Origin of the sequence: Paenarthrobacter sp. NPDC091669 (assembly GCF_044756725.1) — a bacterium.
GTDB classification, from domain to species: domain Bacteria; phylum Actinomycetota; class Actinomycetes; order Actinomycetales; family Micrococcaceae; genus Arthrobacter; species Arthrobacter bambusae_C.
The window spans coordinates 233,458-254,317 of sequence record NZ_JBIVTK010000002.1; the positions used below are offsets into that span (position 1 = coordinate 233,458).

Sequence of the window (20,860 nt, forward strand, 5' to 3'; positions counted from 1 at the left end):
GGTTCCCGGGCTCCTCAACAGAAATGAACAGAACTGCTCAGAGCTTCCTGGGAGGTGACACCGAGTCCCGGATGACGATGTGTGTACCGACGGTGAGGGTGTTGTCGGAGGAGGCACCGGCGTCGTGCGGTGATTGGGACAGTGCCAGACGGACAGCTTCGCGCCCCAGTTCTTCGAGCGGAACCCGGACCGTCGTGAGGCGGGGGCGCAGCTCGCTGGCCACCGGGACGTCGTCGTAACCGACCACGGAGAGGTCCTGCGGAACACGGATGCCGCGCTCCTCAAGCGCTTCGAGGATGCCGGCTGCCACGAGGTCGTTAGCCCCGAAAACTGCCGTGAAGTCCATGTCCTGGCCCAGAAGCTCCCGCATCCGGCTGTATCCAAAGCCGCGGCCAAAAGCGCCTTCGTGGACCAGCGAAGGATCCCGCTCTATCCCGCGGGCGTCCAAGGCGCGGTAGAAGCCGGCCAGACGGGACGCCGTCGTCGAAAAATCGCGCGGACCCCCGACGTAGAGGATCCTGCGGTGCCCCTGGGAGATCAGGTAGTCCGTGATCGCAAAGGCGCCTCCTTCATTGTCATAGGTGACCATCTTGGTGGGCACTCCCGCCCCCAGTGAGGGCCTGCCGCAGAGGACCAGTGACGAGCCGGCCGCATCCAAAGCACGTGCACGGTCTGCCATCTGCTTCCTATAACGGGGGTCGTCCGAAGCGCCACCGACCAGGATTACGGCATCGGTGCGCTGCTCGCGCATGAGATCCACCAGGGCGAGTTCGCGTTCCTTGTCGCCGTGCGTGGCAGTGATGAGGCACATGCGACCCTCGGCGCTCGCCTGCCTTTCCACACCGCGGGCTATGTAGGCGAAGAAGGGGTCCGCGACATCGTTGATGATGATCCCCACGGTCCTGGTGGTGGCGCCGGCCAAGGCACGGGCATGGGCATTGGCCACGTACCCGAGGTCTGTCACGGACCGGAAGATGCGCTCACGCGTGGCTTTTGCCACCGGATAGTTGCCGCTCAAGGCCCTGGAAACGGTGGCTACCGACACACCTGCCGCCTGCGCGACGTCGGCAATGGTGGCGCCGCTGCCGCCGCGGGCGTGGAGCGGTTCTGTTGGGGAGCTTTTCTCAGTCACTAGGCGATTCTCGCAAGATCCGCGGCCAATACCGGATAAGCCAAGGGCAAGCCCTCGCTCAATCGACGGATTTCCATCACAGCATGGCTGCCCAACCGGTGGACTTCGTTGCCCAATGCCCCCGCAATGTGCGGCGTCAGCACGACATTGGGAAGGGTGTGCAGCACGGAGCTGACGGGGAGGGGCTCTGGATCTGTGACGTCAAGATACGCGTCGAGCCGTCCGGAAATGAGTTCGGCGGTGAGTGCTGCGGCGTCGATGAGCGCACCGCGGGCCGTATTGATGACCAGGGTTCCGTCCTTCATGAGGCCAAGTTGCCGCCCGCCGATGATGCCTCGTGTTTCTGCGATGTCGGGGGCGTGGACGCTCACGACGTCGGACAAAGCACACAGCTGGTCCAGTCCCACGGTTTCCACGCCCAAAACTGAGGCCTCGACGGCGGTGAGGTAGGGATCGTAGACCAGCACCCGCGCGTCGAGGTTCTTAAGCAGACCGATCACCAGGCGGCCGACGCGCGAGGCGCCCACCAGGCCGATGGTCACACCGTTGGTTCCGATAGTGGGGAAGCCGGACGCGTTACGCGAGGCCCCCGTGGTGCGCAATTGTTCACTGAACCGCCGCGCCCGCTTGAGTCCCATGACGACCGCGGCGAACGTGAACTCGGCTACCGGCACAGCGTTGGCTGCAGCCGAGGATGAAACCTCGATCCCGCGGGCATAGACCTCGGGCGACAGGAACGTCTTGACCGTGCCTGCGGCGTGGACGATGCAGCGCAGTCCCGGCAGGTGGTCCAGTACGAAGGCATCGACGGTGGGTGCGCCCCACCCCGTGATCAGCAGCTCAGCGTCAGCCAGCAGCTCCAAAGCGCCCGGGGCAGTGAAGTCGGAAACCGGCTCGGAGTCCACAAGGGTGACCATTCCACGGAGCCGGGCCAGGTCCTCGGAGCTGAACAGTGTGGGCAGGTTGTTGCGGCCCATCACGAACGCAGCCTTGATGGTGCCGGCTTGGTGGGGATTGGTGGTCACTGCAGTTCCGTCCGGTTCTTTGAGGAAAATTTATAGAAAGCGCTTGCTATTTGCAGTCAGACTAGGCTGGCGCTTGAAACTGTGTCAATCCCAGAAGAATCAATGAATGTAAGGTTCTGTGCATGTTATTGACATCACACCCTTCGGCTGGGTAGCTTCTTCCTCATAGTAAACGCTTACTATTTCAAGCCACTGAGCGCACCCAGGCGCCGGGCCACTCCACATCCGCCCTACGGCGCAGACAGAGGAAATACATGAGCAGCAACAGCCAAACACTCACGCCCCAGGCGACGCCCGACGTCGGCGGGCCGGCGACGGTGGCGGAAGGTCGCCGTCGTGGTCGTCCGCCGGCGGCGTCGGCAGGGCAGGACCGCAGGAAGAGCCTGATGGCGCGGATCCGACGCGACAAAGTGATGTTGCTGCTGATCGCCCCGGGCTTCCTGTACTTTGTGGTGTTCCACTACGTACCGCTCGCGGGAAATGTCATCGCGTTCCTCGACTACAAGCCCTACCTCGGCTTCATGGACAGCGTCTGGGTGGGGTTGGACAACTTCGCCGCCATGTTCCAGGACGGCGCTTTCTGGGAGGCACTCCGCAACACGCTGGTGATCACGGGTCTTCAGCTGGCCCTCTTCTTCCCGGTGCCCATCTGCCTGGCGCTCCTGCTCAACAGCATCGTGTCCAACAAGATCCGGAAATTCGTGCAGAGCGTGGTTTACCTCCCGCACTTCATCGGATGGGTCATCATCGTGGCGGTCTTTTCCGAGGTCCTCGGCGCCACAGGAGCCGTTCCGCATCTGCTGGAAAACCTCGGCCTGCCACGTTTTGATGCCATGACCACCCCGGAGTTCTTCCCGTTCCTGGTCACCATCCAATCCATCTGGAAGGACGCCGGCTGGGGCACCATCATCTTCCTGGCAGCCCTCATGAACGTGGACCAGGAACTGTACGAGGCCGCGGCGGTGGATGGGGCAAACGCCCGGCACCGGCTCTGGCACATCACCCTCCCGGGGATCATGCCCGTGATTGTCCTGTTGCTCATCCTCAACCTGGGCAGCATCCTGTCTGTCGGTTTCGAGCAAATCGTCCTGCAGCGCGACAACGTCGGACCCGGTGCCGGCGAAGTGCTGGATACGTACGTCTACTTCCATGGCATCCAGGACGGCCAGTGGGGTCCAGCGGCGGCCGTGGGGCTCGTCAAGGGGATAGTGGGGCTGTTCCTGGTGCTCGGCGCCAACAAACTCGCGCATTTCTTCGGACAGGAAGGTGTCTATTCCAATGGCAAATCCAAGTAGCACGCTGGCGGCCGTCCCTGGCCACGGCCCGAAGAACCGCCCCGGCAACCGCCCGAAGACCAGGGACACCCGCCCCATCTGGATGGAAAAACCCAAGCCGGCCGTGCAGGTGTCCAAGGCCATCGCCCTGGTGGTCATCTGTTTCCTGGCGCTCTACCCCTTGCTCGCCGTCCTGGCGACAAGCCTTTCGAGCCAGAGCGAGATCGCGAACAACAACGGCCTGGTGCTGTTCCCCAAAGAACCAACGTTCGCCGCGTACCAGACCATCTTCGCCGGCGGAGTAGTCACTGATGCGCTGATACGTTCCCTCGTCATCACCACCGTGGGCACAGCCCTGTCCCTGGTGGTCACGGTGGCGATGGCCTACGGTCTCACCCGCCGGGACCTCGTGGGTGGCCGCTTCTTCCTGATGACCGCACTGTTCACCATGCTCTTCAGCCCGGGCATCATCCCCAGTTTCCTCATGGTCAAGGAACTCGGCCTGCTGGACAACTACGCGGCCCTGGTCCTGCCCACCTTGATGAGCGCGTTCAACCTGGTGGTGGTCCGGTCGTTCTTCATGAACCTGCCGCAGGAACTGTTCGAGGCCGCAAAGATCGACGGCGCCGGCGACTTCCGCATCCTGGTCCAGATGGTGCTGCCGTTGTCGCGGGGCGTGCTGGCCGTCGTCGGTCTGTTCTACGCGGTGGGCTACTGGAACGCGTTCTTCAACGCGATGCTCTACCTGAACGACGACAAGTGGCCGCTGTCCATGATCCTGCGCCAGTACGTGCTGCTCGGCCAGCCCATGGGTGACTCCGCAGTAGCCGAGATCGCGGTGCCGTCGCAAGCGATCCAGATGGCCGTCGTCGTGATTTCACTGATCCCCATCGTGATCGTCTTCCCGTTCCTGCAGCGGTACTTCACCAAGGGCGTCCTCACCGGCGCCATCAAAGGCTAGTCAAACCATGTTGAAAGGGAATCCTATGAATGCAGTCCCGACTTCCGGCCCCAGCCGCCGGAACTTCCTTTCCGTCACGGGCATCGGCGCCCTGGCATTGTTCAGCGGCGGAGCGTTGGTTGGTTGCGGCCAACGCACCACCAGCGTCGCCTCAAACGCCAGCGAAGCGTTGCTGCCCACGCACATGCCCCTCAAAGCGGCCGCAGCGGACATCCCCGGCACAGCGGAGGGCGTGCCCTCGGCCTTCTACAAGTACCCTGCGCCGTTCCGAAGTGTGGAGAGCGCACCGCTCAAGGGCGGCAAGCTCACCGCCATCACCAACCTCTTTGGCACCGCGCCCAATGCCCGGGCAGACAACCCGGCGTGGCAGGCCATCGAAGCCCGCTTGGGCGGGCAGGTGGACATCACCTCGGTCTCTTCTGACGACTACGCCACCAAGTTCAACACCATCATCGCGGGTGGCGAACTGCCGGACCTCATGCTCAATGACGGCGCCGCCGTGCCCAACATCGTGGAGTTCCTGCAGGCCAAGTGCGCGGACCTCACGCCGTTGCTGGGCGGGGACAAGATCAAGGACTACCCCAACCTGGCCGCCATCCCGGAAGTCTTCTGGAAGCAGACGGTGCAGGCCGGCAAGCTCTATTCGCTGCCCATTCCGCGCAACCTGACCGGTGGTTCGGGATTTGTGAACCAGACCCTGTTGGAGAACGTGGGCATCAAATCCACCGAGGACATCAAGGACAAGGACGATTTCTACCAGGTGGCCAAGGAACTGACCAACCCGTCCAAGAACCAGTGGGCGCTTGGGAGCACCAAGTTTGGGCTCACGATGCTGCACCACATGTTCCGCACGCCGAACGTCTGGAAGAACGACGGCGGCAAACTCACCAGGGCGTTCGAGACGGACGAATACCTGGCCGCTATCGAGTTCGCAGCCAAGCTCTACAAGGACGGCCTGTACGTGCCGGGTTCCGAGGGGTGGACCAAGTCGCAGATGGTGAACTCCTTCATTTCGGGCAAGGTGGCCATGATCTATGACGGACTTCCTGCCTACATAGGTCCCACCGGCTACGGCCGCAGCATCCCCGCCGCGAACAAGGACAACAAAGCAGTCCCGTTCATCCCCGTGGGCCACGATGGAGGTAAGGCACAGACCTGGCTGGACAACATCACCTTCGCCACCGTCATGCTGAAGAAAGCGGACGAGGCCAAGCTCAAGGAAGTCCTGGCGGTGGCCAACTTCCTGGCGGCTCCGTTCGGCAGCGAAGAGTACTTGCTGCTCAACTACGGTGCCGAGGGCGCGGACTATACGTTGGATTCCAACGGCAACCCGGTGGTCACCGAGCGTGCCCTGCTGGACAACGCGGTGCCCTGGAAGTACCTCGCCGCACCGCAGCAAGTGGTGTACGACCCCAGCAACAAGGACATTGTGGACGTCATGCACAACGCCTACTCAAAGCTCATCCCGCTGGGAGTTGAAGATCCTTGCGGCACCCTGTTCAGCCCCACGAATGCCAGCAAGGGTGCAAAGTTGGGCCAGCCAGTATCCGACGCCGCCACGGCAGTTATCGCCGGCCGTGGCACCGTGGACGCACTCAAGAGCGCCGTGGCGGACTGGAAGAAGAATGGCGGCGACACCATCCGCGGCGAATACGAATCGGCGCTGGCCAAGTAACCCGACCACGCACAGCCTGCCTCAACCCAAGGATCAACACCGTGACACAGTCCCTGCCCAAGTTGTCCGAGCTGGCCAAGCTGTCCTGGCTTCCGGAGCCCGACGCCGACCAGTCTCCCGTTACCGGCTGGACCCGCAGCCATTGGGAGGCTACGGCCGACCACTGGCTGGAACATATCCGTGATTACTCCAGTCCGCTCAAGGCCAGCCCACGCCTTCCCGGTCCGGTCACCCGCGACGGCGAGCGCCGGGAGGGCATGGAGACTGTCTGCCGGAGCCTATTGATGGCTGCGCCGCGTATCGCCGGCTCCCAGGGCGGGGACCGGCTCGGTTTGGCTGCTTGGTATCGGCAGTCGCTGCTCGCGGGGACAGATCCTGAGGGTGCGGAGCGCTGGCCTTTGGGAGTCACCTGCAAGTCTCCGTTGGTGGGCGTGACCAACTCGATCGTCGAGGCCGCGAACGTCGCCTTCTCGCTCCACATTGCGCGGGAGTGGCTGTGGGAACCGTTGGCTGCCGGGGAGAAGAAGCAGGTTGCCGACTGGTTGCGGCACCATGCGCGGCTGGAGGTATGGGGTAACAACTGGCAGCTTTTCCCCGCCATGGCGGAGGGGTTCCTGCGGTCGGTGAGCGAGGACGTGTCGGGCTGCACGGGTGCCCGGAATGTGGCGCGGGTGGAGTCCTGGTACCTGGGCGACGGCTGGTACACCGATGGGCCGGAGCATGCCATCGATTACTACAACGCGTGGGCCATCCACCCCTACTTGTGGGCGTGGTACACGATGACGGGCCAGGAGGACACCCCTGAGGGGCGTCGTCATCTGGAACGTTTGCGCGAGTTTGTGGGCACGCAGAGCTTGATGTTCGCCAACGATGGCGCAGTGCTGCACGTCGGGCGATCCTTGGCGTACCGCACTGCGGTCCTGGCTGCCCTGTGGTGTGCAGAGATCTCGGGAGTGAACCCGCTGTCCCCGGGGGCTACGCGCCGGCTCGCCTCCGGGGTGTTGGCGAATTTCACCGCGAAGGGTGTTGGTGTCGATGGTCCGCCGAACCTGGGGTGGTATGACGAACACCCGGGGTCCTGCCAGGCCTACAGCGGGTTCGGTTCCCCGTATCTGGCGGGGATCGGATTCCTTGGTTTGGCCTTGCCCGCGGAGCACAGGGTTTGGCAGGACGTGGAGGAGCCCCAGCCCACGGATGGGCCAGCCCTGGTGCGGGTTTTGCCGGATGCCGGTTGGACGTTGAACACACAGGGCGGCTTGGTCAGACTCACCAACCATGGCAGCGATCACTGCGGCTTGCCCGTCGGTGGCGGCTCGGACCCGGACGACCCCCATTACGCCAAGTTCTCCTACTCCACGCACACGGCTCCGGGTACTGGGCCTGCGTGGGAGGACAATATTGACGGCCACCTTGCGTTGTTGGGGTCCGACGGCGCGGCGAGCCGGCGGTGTGCCCTCCGTGCCACCCGCACGGACGGACTCGTCAGCGGGTCCGTGCACATTCCACAGCTCTACGGGAAGGCCCTGCCTGGCACGGCAGTTACTACCGTTTCCGTTGTTGACGGCATCCACGAGCTGCGCTGCCACTTGGTCCGGGGGCCGATGGGGTACTCGGTGCGTGAGGGTGGCCATGCTGTGGCCGGCGCTGCACCGGTGGAGGTTGGACAAACCGACAGTGCAGCGTGGGCCGGCAACGGCGATGTCTTCGCCGCAGTGACTGCCGTGCACGGCTGGGAGGAGCCAAAGACCACGCGGTATGACGGTGCCAACGCCATGGGCGGGCATTCTGCCGTCCCAAGCCTGAGCGCGCAGCGACCGGCTGAGGAGACTGTCCATATAGCCCTCCACACACTGACCCGGGGCACGGCTCCGGTGCCCGAAACGCTCAAGGCGGCCGCCGCCGTCGTGGTTTCCGGTACGGAAGTAGCCGTCACGTGGGCAAGCGGCGCTTCGCAGTCTTTTGATCTGCGGACGTTCGTGCCGTGGGATGGGCAGGTGGGAAAGTGATCGGGCTCAAGTACGGGGCTTCCCGGGAGGAACCTCGTCAGGATGCGGCCATGCAGCGTTTCCGCAGCCACCGGGTGGGTCAGTTCATCCACTGGGGCCTTTACGCCCTTCCCGCAGGCCGGTGGGAGGGCAAGGACGTGGAGTTCGCTGCTGAGTTCCTGCCGCGCGTGGCCAGGATTCCGCAGCGGCGGTGGGAAGCGCTGGCCAACGACTTCACGCTGGCCGATTTCGACGCCGGACAATGGGCGGATACGGCGGTGGCTTTGGGCGCGCGGTACATGACCATCACCACCAAGCACCACGATGGCTTCTGCCTCTGGCCGAGCGCCCACACGGACTTCCATGTGGGCAACACGCCGTCGGGTCGCGATGTCCTGGCCGAGCTTATCGAGGCGTACGAAGCGCGGGGCATTGACGTCAACTTCTACTACTCAGTGCTCGATTGGCGGCACCCGGACTGGCGCTTCAACTTGGAGGACGACGGCGACCACGCCGCTTTCGCACGCTACCTGGAGTTCGCAAGGAAGCAGTTGGAGGAACTGGCCGAACGGTATCCCAGCGTCAAGGGCTTCTGGTTCGACGGCACCTGGGACGAATCCGTCAAGGCCAACGGGTGGTGGACCTGGGAAGTTGAGCGGATGCTGAAGGAACGGATTCCCGGGGTGGTGGTCAACAGTCGCTTGCGGGCGGACGACTTCGGCGCCAGGCACGTGGACAGCAACGGGGTCCTCATGGGCGATTACGAAAGCGGCTATGAGCGCAGGCTGCCCGAGCCATGGAACGCCACCGTGGCCACCCGGGACTGGGAAGCCTGCATGACCATCCCGCAGGCAAGCTGGGGTTACCACCAGGGGCCGTGGGCGCAGTCGACGCTCAAGCACCCCTGGGATCTGGTGGACATGATCGCCCACTGCACGTCCCTTGGCGGCAACTTCCTGTTGAATTTCGGTCCCCGCGGTGATGGTTCCATGGCCCCGGCAGAGGTTGGAATCGCCCGCAGCGTGGGGGAGTGGCTGGCGGCCAACGGGGAAGCGATTTACGGATGTGGTTTCGCCGAGGGATGGGACTACCCGGGGTGGGGGTACTTCACACGGGATGTCGGCACGGGGCAGGTGTTCGCCGTGGTGACCCGTTCGCCGGCGTCCGGTCGAATCAGGCTGCAGCTGCCGGCCGGGCTCGCGCTCGCCGAAGTTCGATCGCTGGGCAAGGGCATCGTGGACTCGGGGAGATACTCGTTCAAACGGCTGGCGGACTCGTTGTTCGAGGTGGACCTTGAGGCTGATGCGGCTGCTGGGCCGACTGTGTTCGCGTTGGAAACCACGGCAATCGACGGGGTCGCGGGCGAAAAGGAACCCAACCCGGACGTGCTGGACTAGGGCATCGCGACGAGTTCGCTGGAACCGTGCCAGCTCGCCGGGAAACTTCCGACGAGTTGGCAGGCTTCCCGCGATTTGGCGGAGTTTACTCGCACCTACGCGGCAGCCAGCCGGGCCTTCTTCTTCAGCACGGAGTTCTTCCGCGCAGTCCGCAGCATGTCGATGGTCAGCAGGATCAGGGCCAGCCACACCACGCAGAAGCCGATCCAGCGGGCCGTGGTCATTGTCTCGTTGAACACCGTCAGTGCCACGACGAACTGGAGGACCGGTGCGAAGTACTGCAGCAGGCCGATGGTGGTCATCGGCAAGCGGCGGGCTGAGGCACCGAAGAACAGCAAGGGCACCGCAGTGATGACACCCGAGGCCACCAGCAACCAGAAGTGCCCCGCGCCCAGTGTGGTGAGCGTTTGAACGCCCGTCACGCCAAGGACCACCATGGTGATCGCGGCAAACGGAGCCAGTACTACGGTCTCAACGCTCAGGCTCGTGAGGGCGTCCACTTTGGGTCCCACACGCTTCTTCACGAAGCCGTAGAGGCCGAAGCTGAAGGCCAGGATCAGGGCGATCCACGGGAGTTGGCCGTAGGAGAAGGTCAGGACCCCCACCGCGACGAAGCCGATGCCCACCGCGGCCCACTGCAGGGGACGCAGCTTTTCCTTCAGGACGAAGACGCCCAGGAGGACCGAAACCAGCGGATTGATGAAGTAACCGAGCGAGGTCTCAACGGCGTGGCCGGTGGTGACCCCGAAAGTGTAGGTGAGCCAATTGATGGCAATCAGTCCGGCTGCCAGGGCCAAGGGGCCGAACACGGTCCGATCCTTCACCGCGGCGCCGAAAACCCGCCACGCCCGTGTGATGGTGATGAGCAATGCGCAGAAGATCAGGGACCAGACAATCCGGTTCGCCACGATTTCCACGGCGCTGGCCGGCATCAGAACGAAGAAGTACAGGGGAAGAAGGCCCCACAGGCCATAAGCCCCGATACCGAACAGGATGCCCGCCGTCGACTCGCTCCGCACGGGCTTGCCGGAACCAGTGCCAGGTTTGCCGACGCCGCCGGTTCTTTGCCCGCCGCCCCCGACTGTCGTCGTCGTGGGCTGGCTTGAAGAGGGAGAGCTGGCAGCTATCTGATCCGGAGTCGACACATTGTCGCCAACACCACGCAGGCACGCAATATTCCGCAATCTTGGGGAATTTCCGTGACTCCTGCCATATAAGCGGCCGGGCATGGGGTGGACCTCTAGAATTGGAATCTGCGCGCCCCAACAACGGCGTGGCTCACTGCTTCGGAAGGGCTAACGGTGTCCAACTCAGCCGCAACCACCCCCCAACGTCCGCTTCGCGTTGCGATCGTCGGCGCAGGTCCCGCTGGTGTTTACGCCGCGGACATCCTGACCAAATCCAACGAGGTCAAGGGCGGCGACGTGGAGGTCAGCATCGATCTCTTCGAGGCGTACCCGGCGCCATACGGACTGATCCGCTACGGCGTGGCCCCCGATCATCCGCGCATCAAGGGCATCGTCAACGCCTTGCACAAGGTCCTGGACCGCGGCGATATCCGGTTCCTGGGCAACGTGACCTACGGCAGGGACCTGTCGCTCCACGATTTCCGGGCCTTCTATGACGCCGTGATCTTCTCCACGGGCGCCATCAAGGACGCGGACCTGAACATCCCGGGAGTCGAGCTGGAGGGATCCTTCGGCGGCGCGGACTTCGTGTCCTGGTACGACGGACACCCGGACGTTCCCCGCGACTGGCCACTGGACGCCCAAGAGATCGCGGTGATCGGCAACGGCAACGTGGCTTTGGATGTCGCCCGGATGCTGGTCAAGCACCCGGAGGAATTGCTGGTCACGGAGATCCCGGACAACGTCTACGCAGGACTGAAGAAGTCTCCGGTCACCGATGTCCATGTCTTCGGGCGCCGTGGCCCGGCACAGGTGAAATTCACGCCCCTGGAACTGCGCGAACTGTCCCACTGCAAGGACGTGGATATTGTCCTATACCCGGAGGACTTCGAGTTTGATGAAGCCTCGGACGAGGCCATCAAGTCCAACAACCAGATCAAGACCATGGTCAACACCATGACCAACTGGCTGGTGGAAGAGCACGCCGAATCCGAGCAGCCTTCCTCGCGACGCCTGCACCTGCATTTCCTGCACAGCCCCGTGCGGATCCTTGATTCGCCGGAAACCCCCGGCAAGGTTTCGGGGATCAAATTCGAGCGCATGCAGCTGGATGGAACGGGCAACGTCAAGGGAACGGGCGAATTCATCGAGTACCCGGTGCAGTCCGTCTACCGTGCCATCGGATATCACGGTTCCCCGCTGGAGGAGCTTGAGTACGATGCCCGCCGCGGCGTCATACCGAACGACGGCGGTCGCGTCCTGGGTGCCGATGGCGAACCCGTGCCGGGAATCTATGCCACGGGCTGGATCAAGCGCGGACCGGTGGGGCTGATCGGCCACACCAAGGGTGATGCCCTGGAGACCATTGGCTTCCTCCTCGAGGACAGGCTCAACCTGCCCCCGGCCGAAAACCCGGATCCGCAGGCCATCATCGATCTCCTTGAGGAGCGCGGAATCGAGTACACCACCTGGGAAGGCTGGAACCGGCTGGATGCCCACGAGGCTGCGCTGGGTGCTGCCTGGAATTCCGGTCAAGGGTCCGAAGGCGAAGGCGACGGTGTGGTCCGTGAGCGCATCAAGGTTGTTCCGCGCGAGGAAATGATCCGGATCTCCCGCGGCTGACATTCTCCCTTCCCCGAACTAGACTTCACCGTACTGTCCCGCCCACCACACGTGCAGAGCACTGTTGATGCGGACTATCAGGGAGTTCGATGAGGAATCCAATCCATCCGCCTGTTCCAGGCAGCGAGGCCGCGGCGCTGGTGCAAAAGCGTGCCCTGATGGGCCACGAGCGCTTGGACTCCCTCCGTCCCGGAACCACCGGAACCACGGGAACCACCCAGGACATCGTGGGGCTCCGCCGCTTGGTGCGCGAGTCCTGGCAGCGTTCGGCCAGCCTGCAAGCCAATCCCGACGTCGCCGAGGCTCCGCTCGCGATGGACCAGGACGAGCTGGAGGAATACCGCCGGCAGCATCCGCTGGCCACCATCATGCCCGTGATCAGGAAGTTGCTGGTCCAACCGAGCCATGACAGCGGCCTGTTGGTGGCCGTGGGCGACGACGTCGGCCGGCTCCTGTGGGTGGATGGCGACCCGGTGATGCAGCGCCGCGCTGAAAGCATGATGTTCGTGGCCGGCGCCGACTGGTCCGAAGCTTCCGTGGGCACCAGCGCACCCGGCACGGCACTCGCACTGGACCGCAGCATCCAGATCTCCGGTGCCGAACACTTCAAACGCTCCGTCCACCCCTGGAGTTGCACAGCGGTTCCCTTCCATGACCCCGACTCCGGGGCGGTGCTGGGTGTCGTGGACATCACCGGCACCGAAACCGCAGTGGCCGCGCACACGCTCTCCCTGGTGGAGGCAACAGTGGCCGCCGCCCAAGCCCAGCTGCGCATTGAAAGACTCACTCTGGCCGCCGCCGTTAAAGACAGACCTCGACGCCGGAGCGCGGCTGCCACTTCCAGCCACGCCTTGTATCGCAACAGCCTGCAATTGTTGGGCCGGGACCAGTCCCTGCTCAGCATTGACGGCAGGACGGTGTCCCTGTCCGCACGGCACAGCGAAATCCTGGCGATCCTGAGCAGCCACCCCGATGGGCTCAGCGCTGACGACCTCTGTGCCCAGTTGTACCCCGGAGACGGCTACTCGGCCACGTTGCGGGCAGAGATGGTGCGCCTCCGCAAGGTGATCCAGGAGCTCAGCCCGGACGCGGTTCCCCAGTCCCGGCCGTATCGTTTGCCCGTCGAGTTGCTTCCCGACTCCGGCCAGGTCCTTAACTGCCTGCAACGAGGCGCCCACCGCATCGCCCTGGAAATCTACAAAGGTGCGGTCCTGCCACGCTCGGAGGCGCCCGGCGTCGTGCAATTGCGTGAAAGGGTCTCGCACCTGCTGCGCGAGGCGCTGCTTAGCGACGGCAGCGTTGACTCCCTCCTCAAGTACGCGGAGCTGCCGGAGGCGAAGTACGACGTCGACCTCCGCCTTGCCGTCCTGAAGCTGCTGCCGCCCCGCTCACCCAAGCGGGCCGCCGTCGTGGCCGATCTTGAACGGATCGACACCGAACTCACCGCGTGAGCTGACTCACATGGTTGCAACGTAGCTGCAACCTCCCCGCTCCTAGGCTCGGATCAATGGCGACAGCCACCGCGATTCGCAGCAAAGGAGCTAGCAATGACTGTTTACGCACAGCCGGGTGCCAAGGGTTCGAAGGTCACGTTCAAGGACCGCTACGAGAACTGGATCGGCGGCGAATGGGTTGCCCCTGTCAAGGGTGCCTACTTTGAGAACATCACCCCCGTCACGGGCAAGGCTTTCTGCGAAGTTGCCCGCGGCACCTCCGAGGACATCGAGCTGGCCCTCGACGCCGCCCACAAGGTTGCACCTTCCTGGGGAAAGACCTCCGCCACTGAGCGCGCAGCGATCCTCAACAAGATCGCTGACCGTATTGACGAGAATGTGGAGTTGCTCGCAGTCGCGGAGACCTGGGACAACGGCAAGCCAATCCGTGAAACCCTCAACGCCGACATCCCGTTGGCAGCCGACCACTTCCGCTACTTCGCCTCCGTTGTCCGTGCCCAGGAGGGCCACCTCTCGCAGCTGGACGAGGACACCACCGCCTACCACTTCAAGGAACCGCTGGGCGTTGTTGGCCAGATCATCCCGTGGAACTTCCCCATCCTCATGGCCGTGTGGAAGCTGGCCCCCGCGCTCGCCGCCGGTAACGCCGTAGTCCTCAAGCCCGCCGAACAGACGCCCACGTCCATCCTGGTCCTCATGGAACTCATCGGTGATCTCCTCCCTGCCGGTGTGGTGAACGTCGTCAACGGCTTTGGCGTAGAAGCCGGCAAGCCTCTCGCTTCAAGCTCCCGCATCCGCAAGATCGCCTTCACGGGCGAGACCACAACAGGGCGACTCATCAGCCAGTACGCGTCCAACAACCTGATTCCCGTCACCTTGGAACTGGGCGGCAAGAGCCCCAACATCTTCTTCGACGACGTCGCCGACCAGAACGACGCTTTCTACGACAAAGCCCAGGAAGGTTTCACGCTCTTTGCCTTCAACCAAGGCGAAGTCTGCACCTGCCCGTCCCGTGCGCTGGTCCAGGAAGGCATCTATGACTCCTTCATGACGGACGTCGTGGCCCGCACCAACAAGATCATCCAGGGCAATCCGTTGGATACCGACACCCAGGTTGGCGCGCAGGCCTCGAATGACCAGTTGGAGAAGATCCTGTCCTACATCGACATCGGAAAGCAGGAGGGCGCCAAGGTGCTCACCGGTGGTGCCCGCGCCGAGCTGTCCGGCGATCTGGCAGGGGGCTACTACGTCCAGCCCACCATTTTCGAAGGCCACAACCGGATGCGCATCTTCCAGGAGGAGATCTTCGGTCCGGTAGTGTCCGTCACCAAGTTCAGCGACTACAACGACGCCATCGGCATCGCCAACGACACTCTCTACGGCCTGGGTGCCGGAGTCTGGTCGCGCAATGGAAATGTCGCCTACCGCGCAGGCCGGGAAATCCAGGCCGGCCGCGTGTGGGTCAACAACTACCATGCCTACCCGGCAGGTGCCGCCTTCGGTGGCTACAAGTCCTCAGGTATTGGCCGTGAGAACCACGCCATGATGCTGGACCACTACCAGCAGACCAAAAACCTCCTGGTCAGCTACAACGAGAACAAGCTCGGCTTCTTCTAAGAGTTTTTGTACAGCAGATGCCCTTATGGAGCGGTCTTAGGGGCATCAGCTGTACAAAAACTCCCATCATTCGTACAGATCAAAGGAGATCGTCAATGACCACCATGCAAGCTGCAGTAGTTACGGAATTCGGTACCGACCTTACGGTCATGGAAGTGGAACGCCCGACGCCGGGTCCCGGCCAGGCGCTGGTCCGTCTCATCACGTCGGGGGTATGTCATACCGACCTGCACGCCGCCGAAGGCGACTGGCCAGTCAAGCCAACGCCACCGTTTATCCCGGGCCATGAAGGTGTGGGGGAAGTAGTGGCCTTGGGCGAAGGCGTCACAGACCTTGCCATTGGCCAGTTGGTGGGCAACGCCTGGCTCTGGTCTGCCTGCGGGGACTGCCAGTACTGCCGGACCGGGTGGGAAACCCTGTGTGAGTCGCAGGAGAACGGCGGCTACAGCGTAGACGGCTCGTTCGGCGAGTACATGCTGGTGGATACACGTTTTGCGGCGCGGATTCCCGAAGGCTCGGACCCGGTGGAAGTGGCTCCAGTGCTGTGTGCGGGCGTCACCGTCTACAAGGGCCTGAAAATGACAGAGGCCAGGCCCGGCCAGTGGGTCACCATCTCCGGCATCGGCGGCTTGGGGCACATCGCCGTGCAGTACGCGGTGGCCATGGGTCTTCGCGTCGTTGCCGTGGACATTGCCGACGACAAGCTGGCTCTGGCCCGCGAGCACGGCGCCGAACTCACGGTCAACGCCCTGCATGAGGATCCGGCGGAAGTCATTCAACGGGAAACAGGCGGTTGCCACGGAGTCCTGGTGACGGCTGTGCATCCTTCGGCCTTTGGACAAGCGATCGGTATGGCCCGTCGTGGCGGAACGATCGTCTTCAACGGGTTGCCGCCGGGAGACTTCCCTGCGCCGATCTTCGAGATCGTCCTCAAAGGCCTCACGGTCCGCGGTTCTATTGTGGGAACACGCCAGGACCTTGAGGAGGCGCTGGAGTTCTACGCCCAGGGAAAGATCAAGCCGACGGTCTCAACCAGGGAACTCTCCGAAGTCAACGCGGTTTTTGACGAGATGAAGCACGCCAAGATCGACGGCCGTGTGGTGCTGAAGTTCTGATGCACAACATCAGCGTGGAAGCTGCGGTGACGCTGCCCGGGGAGAATTTCTCCCGGGTGGCGCTCACCGCGGTGTCCCTGGAATTGCTCCGGAAGTTATGGGAGCAGCATGGGCCGCTCATGTTCCACCAGTCCGGTGGCTGCTGCGATGGCTCGGCGCCCATGTGCTACCCGGCGGGGGAGTTTCTCACCGGTGACTCCGATGTCCTGCTGGGCCGCTTCGATATTGGAGACGGAGGTGAGCCGCAGCCCTTGGAGTTCTGGATGTCCAAGGAGCAGTTCAACTACTGGTCCCATACCCATTTGACCGTGGATGTAGTGGCCGGCCGTGGAAGTGGATTCTCTGTGGAGTCCCCCGAGGGTAAACGATTCCTGATCCGCTCCACCCTCATGGACTGGGACGTACCAAGCGTTTAGGAGCACCTGGCTGGTGTGATGGGGGCAACGCATCCCGGTCACACCAGCCACACCTGTCACGGGGTTCCATGGTTCGTCTCACTATTTGGGATAAATATGGCCGTCCATTGGCCGGACACTATTCTTGATGAGTCCTATACCACTCCCATCCAGAATGTGGCATTTTTATGAACATTTTCAGGACCAAATCGATCGAGCAGTCGATCGCCGATGCTGACGAACCCGGTCGCAAACTCAAGCGCAGCCTGAGCACCTGGGACCTCATGATCATGGGCGTCGCCGTCGCTGTCGGCGCCGGGATCTTCTCGGTTGGCGCCAAGGCTGCTGCAAACTTTGCCGGCCCGGCCGTCACCATCTCCTTCGCCATCGCCGCTGTCACCTGTGCTTTGGCCATCATGTGCTACGCCGAGTTCGCCACAGCTATCCCCGTGGCAGGCTCCGCCTACGTGTTCACGTACGCCACCATGGGCGAGGTCCTCGCCTGGATCATCGGCTGGAACCTCATCCTTGAGCTCTTCACCGCAGCTGCTGTGATCGCCAAGTACTGGGGCATCTACCTCAGTACGGTCTTTGGTCTGATGGGCGTGGAGATGCCACCGTCGATCCAGGTGGCTGGTGTTGACCTCTACTGGGGTGCTTTCCTCATCGTCGCGATCTTCACCGTGCTGCTGGTGCTGGGGACAAAGTTGTCCGCCCGCGTCGGCAACGTCTTCACGCTGATCAAGATCGCCGTGGTGCTCTTCGTGATTGTGGTTGGCTTCAGCTACGTGAAGTTCTCCAACTACACCCCCTTCATTCCAGCCTCCGAGCCCACCGACTCCGGTGCCGCGGACGTTATGAAGCAGTCCTTCTTTGGCTTCCTCACGGGCGCCGCTCCGGCCCAGTACGGAACGCTGGGCGTCTTCGCCGGCGCAGCCCTGGTCTTCTTCGCCTTCATCGGCTTCGACGTAGTGGCAACTTCCGCGGAAGAGGTCAAGAACCCGCAGAAGACCCTTCCCCGCGGCATCTTCGGTGGCCTTGCCGTTGTGACGCTGCTGTACATCCTGGTCTCCCTTGCGCTGACTGGCATGGTTTCCTACACACAATTGGCCGAGGTGAAGAACCCCACCCTGACCACAGCTTTCGAGGCAGTGGGCAACACGGATGCTGCCAAGGTCATCGCGTTCGGTTCCCTGGTGGGCCTGACTACTGTGATCATGGTGCTGCTCATGGGCCTGTCCCGCGTGGTCCTGGCCATGAGCCGCGACGGTCTCCTGCCGCGTTCGCTGTCCAAGACCAGCGAAAAGCGTTCGACGCCGGCCCGCCTGCAGATCATCTGTGGCGCAGCGGTGGCCGTGGTGGCAGGTGTCACCAAGGTGGACTTGCTCGAGGAAATGATCAACATCGGAACGCTCTCTGCGTTCGTGATGGTGAGCCTGGGCATCCTGGTGTTGCGCAAGAAGCGTCCGGATCTCAAGCCAGCCTTCCGCGTCCCGTTCGGCAAGGTCCTGCCGTGGGTCTCCGCAGTGCTCTGCTTCTACCTCATGACCAACCTTGCTGTTGAAACCTGGATCTTCTTCGCGATCTGGTTGGCCATTGGCATGGCCATCTACTTCGCCTACGGCCAGCGCAACTCCCGCCTGAACGAGAAGTTCGCTGCGGCCAAGGCCTCCGTCAACGGCGCTCCGGAAAGTCGCCGGGTCGACGGCGACGAGGACGAAGACAGCTACACGAAGGTCTAAACCAATCGCGGCAGCTTGTCAGACAGCAGCAGTCTCCAGCTCCACGAAGCGCCCGGAAGCCCTTGGTTTCCGGGCGCTTCGACATTACGGTGCCGCATGCGTACCCACCCACTCCACCAAAGGCCTCAGCACTTCCCAGCGTGCAGCGATCTCGTTACGGGCTGCGGGAGTGGACAGCCACTCAGGCTGCCCCACCTCCACGCTCGCTGACAGGGACTTGTGTTTGAGCAGCTCAGCACGAGGATGGTCTTTGTCCAGACCACGTGGAACGGTCTTGAGTTTCTCGCCCTCGATGGCGAAGCCTGACGCCGCCACCGCGTCAACGATCTCCTGCAGCTCCAATCCACTGTCCGGAGCATCCACGGCAGCCCGGAAACGCGCCAGCTGCGCCGGCGTGTGGGAGTGGTAGCCCCCGCCGACCAGCAGGCCATCGGCGCTGATCTGGACGTAGTAGCCAACGCCCTCCTGGGTCGCGGCAAAGGCCCCCTGGGCAGTCTTGTACGGCGACTTGTCCTGGGAGAACCGGACATCCCGGTTGGGACGAAAGATCTTTGCCGGCCCGAACTGCGGCTCCAACTCTGAAAGGAGAGCTGTCAGCGGCTCCCTGACCTCGGCGTCGTACGTGGTTTTGTGTTCAAGCCACCACTCGCGGTTGTTGTTCTCTTCAAGCTCGGCGTAAAAGCGGAATGCGGCACCAGGGATGCCTTCGAATGTGCTCATGTAAGGATCCTATGGACCCCACCAACGGCCCAGCCATAGGCCAGAAGAGCTATGTGGAAAACAAAAAGAACACCCCGCCGCGGAGAAGATCCGCAACGGGGTGTTCCTTGAAATGCTGTAGAGCAAAGACGCTTAGAGCTTGTTGGCTGCTTCGGCGTCGGACTCGGTCTGGCCTGCACCGAGGTTGGCGCGGAGCTTGGCGCCAAGATCGGAGTCAACGTTGGTCCAGTACTGGATTGCGCGTTCCTTGATGTCGGCGTTCTTCACGCCGCCAACAGCACCGGTGATGGTGTCCAGGAGGCGGGCCTTGGCAGCGTCGTCGTAGACCTCGCGGTACAGGGTACCGGCCTGGCCGAAGTCGTCGTCCTCAGCGTGCAGGGTGTGGGCGGAGAGGGTGAGCTCGCCGTCGTTCTCCCAGCCACCGGCGGGCGACGTCGGCTCAACGGCGGCCGGGCCACCAACGGAGTTCGGTGCGTACACCGGGGTGGACGGGGAGTTGAACAGGAAGCGACCCTGGCCGTCCTGGCTGTAGTTGTTGACCTGGTTCTTGGGCTGGTTCACCGGGATCTGTGCGTGGTTGGTGCCCACGCGGTAACGGTGTGCGTCGGCGTAGGAGAAGATGCGGGCCTGCAGCATCTTGTCCGGGGAAGCGGCAATGCCCGGTACGAAGTTCGACGGCGCGAAGGTGGCCTGCTCGATCTGCGCGAAGTAGTTCTCCGGGTTCTTGTTCAGCTCCATGGTGCCCACGTGGATCAGCGGGTAGTCAGAGTGCGGCCACACCTTGGTGAGGTCGAACGGGTTGAAGCGGTACGTCTTGGCGTCCTCATAAGGCATGACCTGGACGTGCAGTTCCCAGGACGGGAAGTTGCCGTCGGCGATGTTTTCCTGGAGGTCGCGGATGTAGAAGTCCGCATCCGAGCCGGCAAGCTGCTCAGCCTGGTCACCGGTGATGGTCTTGACGCCCTGGTTGGACTTGAAGTGGTACTTGACCCAGAAACGCTCGCCGGCGGCGTTGATCCACTGGTAGGTGTGCGAGCCGTAGCCCTGCATTTCACGCCAGGAAGCCGGGAGGCCGCGGTCACCCATGAGCCAGGTGACCTGGTGGGCGGACTCGGGGGAGAGGGTCCAGAAGTCCCACTGCATGTCAGCGTCACGCAGGTGGCTGCCCGGGAGGCGCTTCTGGGAGTGGATGAAGTCGGGGAACTTGATGCCGTCGCGGATGAAGAAGACGGGGGTGTTGTTGCCAACGAGGTCGTAGTTGCCCTCGGAGGTGTAGAACTTCACGGCGAAACCGCGGGGGTCACGCCAAGTATCGGGAGAACCGTTCTCGCCGGCAACGGAGGAGAAACGGATCAGCATGTCCGTCTCGACGCCCGGCTGCAGGAAGGCTGCCTTGGTGTAGGCCGAAACGTCCGAGGTGGTCTTGAACGTACCAAACGCGCCGCCACCCTTGGCGTGCACTACACGCTCCGGGACCCGCTCGCGGTTGAACTGTGCAAGCTTTTCCACCAGGTAGTGGTCGGTGAGGATGATGGCACCGTCAGCGCCGACGGACTTCGAGTGCGCGTCGGAGGTAACGGGGGCACCTGACTGGGTTGTTGAAATGGCAGTCATTGTT

General features: G+C 63.1%; 16 protein-coding genes. 11 read left to right on the forward strand and 5 right to left on the reverse strand.

The window, feature by feature from the left end; translation table 11 throughout:
* Positions 1-37: 37 nt before the first annotated feature.
* The gene (locus ACIQLI_RS04010; RefSeq protein WP_400385284.1) at positions 38-1,132 is read right to left on the reverse strand and encodes a substrate-binding domain-containing protein; all 1,095 of its coding nucleotides are present in this window, start codon (positions 1,130-1,132) and stop codon (positions 38-40) included.
* Positions 1,132-2,157, reverse strand: coding sequence for a hydroxyacid dehydrogenase (locus ACIQLI_RS04015; protein WP_400385287.1), 1,026 nt, complete (start codon positions 2,155-2,157; stop codon positions 1,132-1,134). The genes ACIQLI_RS04010 and ACIQLI_RS04015 overlap by 1 nt, the downstream gene beginning before the upstream one ends.
* A 254-nt stretch (positions 2,158-2,411) precedes the next feature.
* On the opposite strand from ACIQLI_RS04015, the gene ACIQLI_RS04020 reads away from it, so the two are divergent.
* The 5 genes from ACIQLI_RS04020 to ACIQLI_RS04040 are packed head-to-tail and all read left to right on the forward strand — an operon-like array spanning position 2,412 to position 9,449.
* Entirely contained in the window at positions 2,412-3,452 is a 1,041-nt protein-coding gene (locus ACIQLI_RS04020; RefSeq protein ID WP_310206320.1) for an ABC transporter permease subunit, read from the forward strand.
* Complete coding sequence (locus ACIQLI_RS04025; RefSeq protein WP_400385290.1) at positions 3,436-4,392, forward strand: carbohydrate ABC transporter permease; 957 nt, start codon at positions 3,436-3,438, stop codon at positions 4,390-4,392. The genes ACIQLI_RS04020 and ACIQLI_RS04025 overlap by 17 nt, the downstream gene beginning before the upstream one ends.
* A gap of 25 nt (positions 4,393-4,417) precedes the next feature.
* Positions 4,418-6,067, forward strand: a complete 1,650-nt coding sequence (locus tag ACIQLI_RS04030; RefSeq protein WP_400385293.1) for an extracellular solute-binding protein — start codon at positions 4,418-4,420, stop codon at positions 6,065-6,067.
* 41 nt (positions 6,068-6,108) lie between these two features.
* Complete coding sequence (locus ACIQLI_RS04035) at positions 6,109-8,073, forward strand: DUF2264 domain-containing protein (RefSeq protein WP_400385296.1); 1,965 nt, start codon at positions 6,109-6,111, stop codon at positions 8,071-8,073.
* Positions 8,074-8,123: 50 nt separating this feature from the next.
* Positions 8,124-9,449: an alpha-L-fucosidase gene (locus tag ACIQLI_RS04040; protein ID WP_400385299.1), complete on the forward strand. Its 1,326-nt coding sequence runs from the start codon at positions 8,124-8,126 to the stop codon at positions 9,447-9,449.
* A 95-nt stretch (positions 9,450-9,544) separates the two neighbouring features.
* Here the strand turns inward: ACIQLI_RS04040 and rarD are convergent, their stop codons facing one another.
* Positions 9,545-10,633, reverse strand: a complete 1,089-nt coding sequence (gene rarD / locus ACIQLI_RS04045; protein ID WP_400385302.1) for an EamA family transporter RarD — start codon at positions 10,631-10,633, stop codon at positions 9,545-9,547.
* A gap of 117 nt (positions 10,634-10,750) precedes the next feature.
* On the opposite strand from rarD, the gene ACIQLI_RS04050 reads away from it, so the two are divergent.
* The 6 genes from ACIQLI_RS04050 to ACIQLI_RS04075 all read left to right on the forward strand — a co-directional run bounded on the left by ACIQLI_RS04050 (position 10,751) and on the right by ACIQLI_RS04075 (position 18,522).
* Positions 10,751-12,199, forward strand: a complete 1,449-nt coding sequence (locus ACIQLI_RS04050; protein WP_400385305.1) for an FAD-dependent oxidoreductase — start codon at positions 10,751-10,753, stop codon at positions 12,197-12,199.
* A gap of 89 nt (positions 12,200-12,288) precedes the next feature.
* On the forward strand, positions 12,289-13,650 hold the full coding sequence (locus ACIQLI_RS04055; RefSeq protein WP_400385308.1) for a GAF domain-containing protein: 1,362 nt from the start codon (positions 12,289-12,291) through the stop codon (positions 13,648-13,650).
* Positions 13,651-13,746: 96 nt separating this feature from the next.
* Complete coding sequence (locus ACIQLI_RS04060) at positions 13,747-15,270, forward strand: aldehyde dehydrogenase family protein (protein WP_400385311.1); 1,524 nt, start codon at positions 13,747-13,749, stop codon at positions 15,268-15,270.
* Between the two features lie 104 nt (positions 15,271-15,374).
* The gene (gene adhP / locus ACIQLI_RS04065) at positions 15,375-16,385 is read left to right on the forward strand and encodes an alcohol dehydrogenase AdhP (protein ID WP_354230707.1); all 1,011 of its coding nucleotides are present in this window, start codon (positions 15,375-15,377) and stop codon (positions 16,383-16,385) included.
* Entirely contained in the window at positions 16,385-16,801 is a 417-nt protein-coding gene (locus tag ACIQLI_RS04070; RefSeq protein ID WP_400385314.1) for a DUF779 domain-containing protein, read from the forward strand. The genes adhP and ACIQLI_RS04070 overlap by 1 nt, the downstream gene beginning before the upstream one ends.
* Positions 16,802-16,968: 167 nt before the next feature.
* Positions 16,969-18,522 carry an APC family permease gene (locus ACIQLI_RS04075; protein ID WP_400385317.1) on the forward strand — a complete coding sequence of 518 codons (1,554 nt, stop codon included), beginning with the start codon at positions 16,969-16,971 and terminating at the stop codon, positions 18,520-18,522.
* 84 nt (positions 18,523-18,606) lie between these two features.
* On the opposite strand, the gene ACIQLI_RS04080 is transcribed toward ACIQLI_RS04075, so the two are convergent.
* Positions 18,607-19,242, reverse strand: a complete 636-nt coding sequence (locus ACIQLI_RS04080) for a DUF2461 domain-containing protein (RefSeq protein WP_400385320.1) — start codon at positions 19,240-19,242, stop codon at positions 18,607-18,609.
* A 132-nt stretch (positions 19,243-19,374) separates the two neighbouring features.
* The gene (locus tag ACIQLI_RS04085; RefSeq protein WP_354512082.1) at positions 19,375-20,856 is read right to left on the reverse strand and encodes a catalase; all 1,482 of its coding nucleotides are present in this window, start codon (positions 20,854-20,856) and stop codon (positions 19,375-19,377) included.
* Positions 20,857-20,860 lie beyond the last annotated feature (4 nt).

Coding starts and splice junctions, on each gene's coding strand:
- ACIQLI_RS04020 (WP_310206320.1), top strand. CDS start 2,412: ATGAGCAGCAACAGCCAAACACTCACGCCCCAGGCGACGCCCGACGTC.
- ACIQLI_RS04025 (WP_400385290.1), top strand. CDS start 3,436: ATGGCAAATCCAAGTAGCACGCTGGCGGCCGTCCCTGGCCACGGCCCG.
- ACIQLI_RS04030 (WP_400385293.1), top strand. CDS start 4,418: ATGAATGCAGTCCCGACTTCCGGCCCCAGCCGCCGGAACTTCCTTTCC.
- ACIQLI_RS04040 (WP_400385299.1), top strand. CDS start 8,124: ATGCAGCGTTTCCGCAGCCACCGGGTGGGTCAGTTCATCCACTGGGGC.
- ACIQLI_RS04055 (WP_400385308.1), top strand. CDS start 12,289: ATGAGGAATCCAATCCATCCGCCTGTTCCAGGCAGCGAGGCCGCGGCG.
- ACIQLI_RS04060 (WP_400385311.1), top strand. CDS start 13,747: ATGACTGTTTACGCACAGCCGGGTGCCAAGGGTTCGAAGGTCACGTTC.
- adhP (WP_354230707.1), top strand. CDS start 15,375: ATGCAAGCTGCAGTAGTTACGGAATTCGGTACCGACCTTACGGTCATG.
- ACIQLI_RS04070 (WP_400385314.1), top strand. CDS start 16,385: ATGCACAACATCAGCGTGGAAGCTGCGGTGACGCTGCCCGGGGAGAAT.
- ACIQLI_RS04075 (WP_400385317.1), top strand. CDS start 16,969: ATGAACATTTTCAGGACCAAATCGATCGAGCAGTCGATCGCCGATGCT.
- ACIQLI_RS04080 (WP_400385320.1), bottom strand. CDS start 19,242: ATGAGCACATTCGAAGGCATCCCTGGTGCCGCATTCCGCTTTTACGCC.
- ACIQLI_RS04085 (WP_354512082.1), bottom strand. CDS start 20,856: ATGACTGCCATTTCAACAACCCAGTCAGGTGCCCCCGTTACCTCCGAC.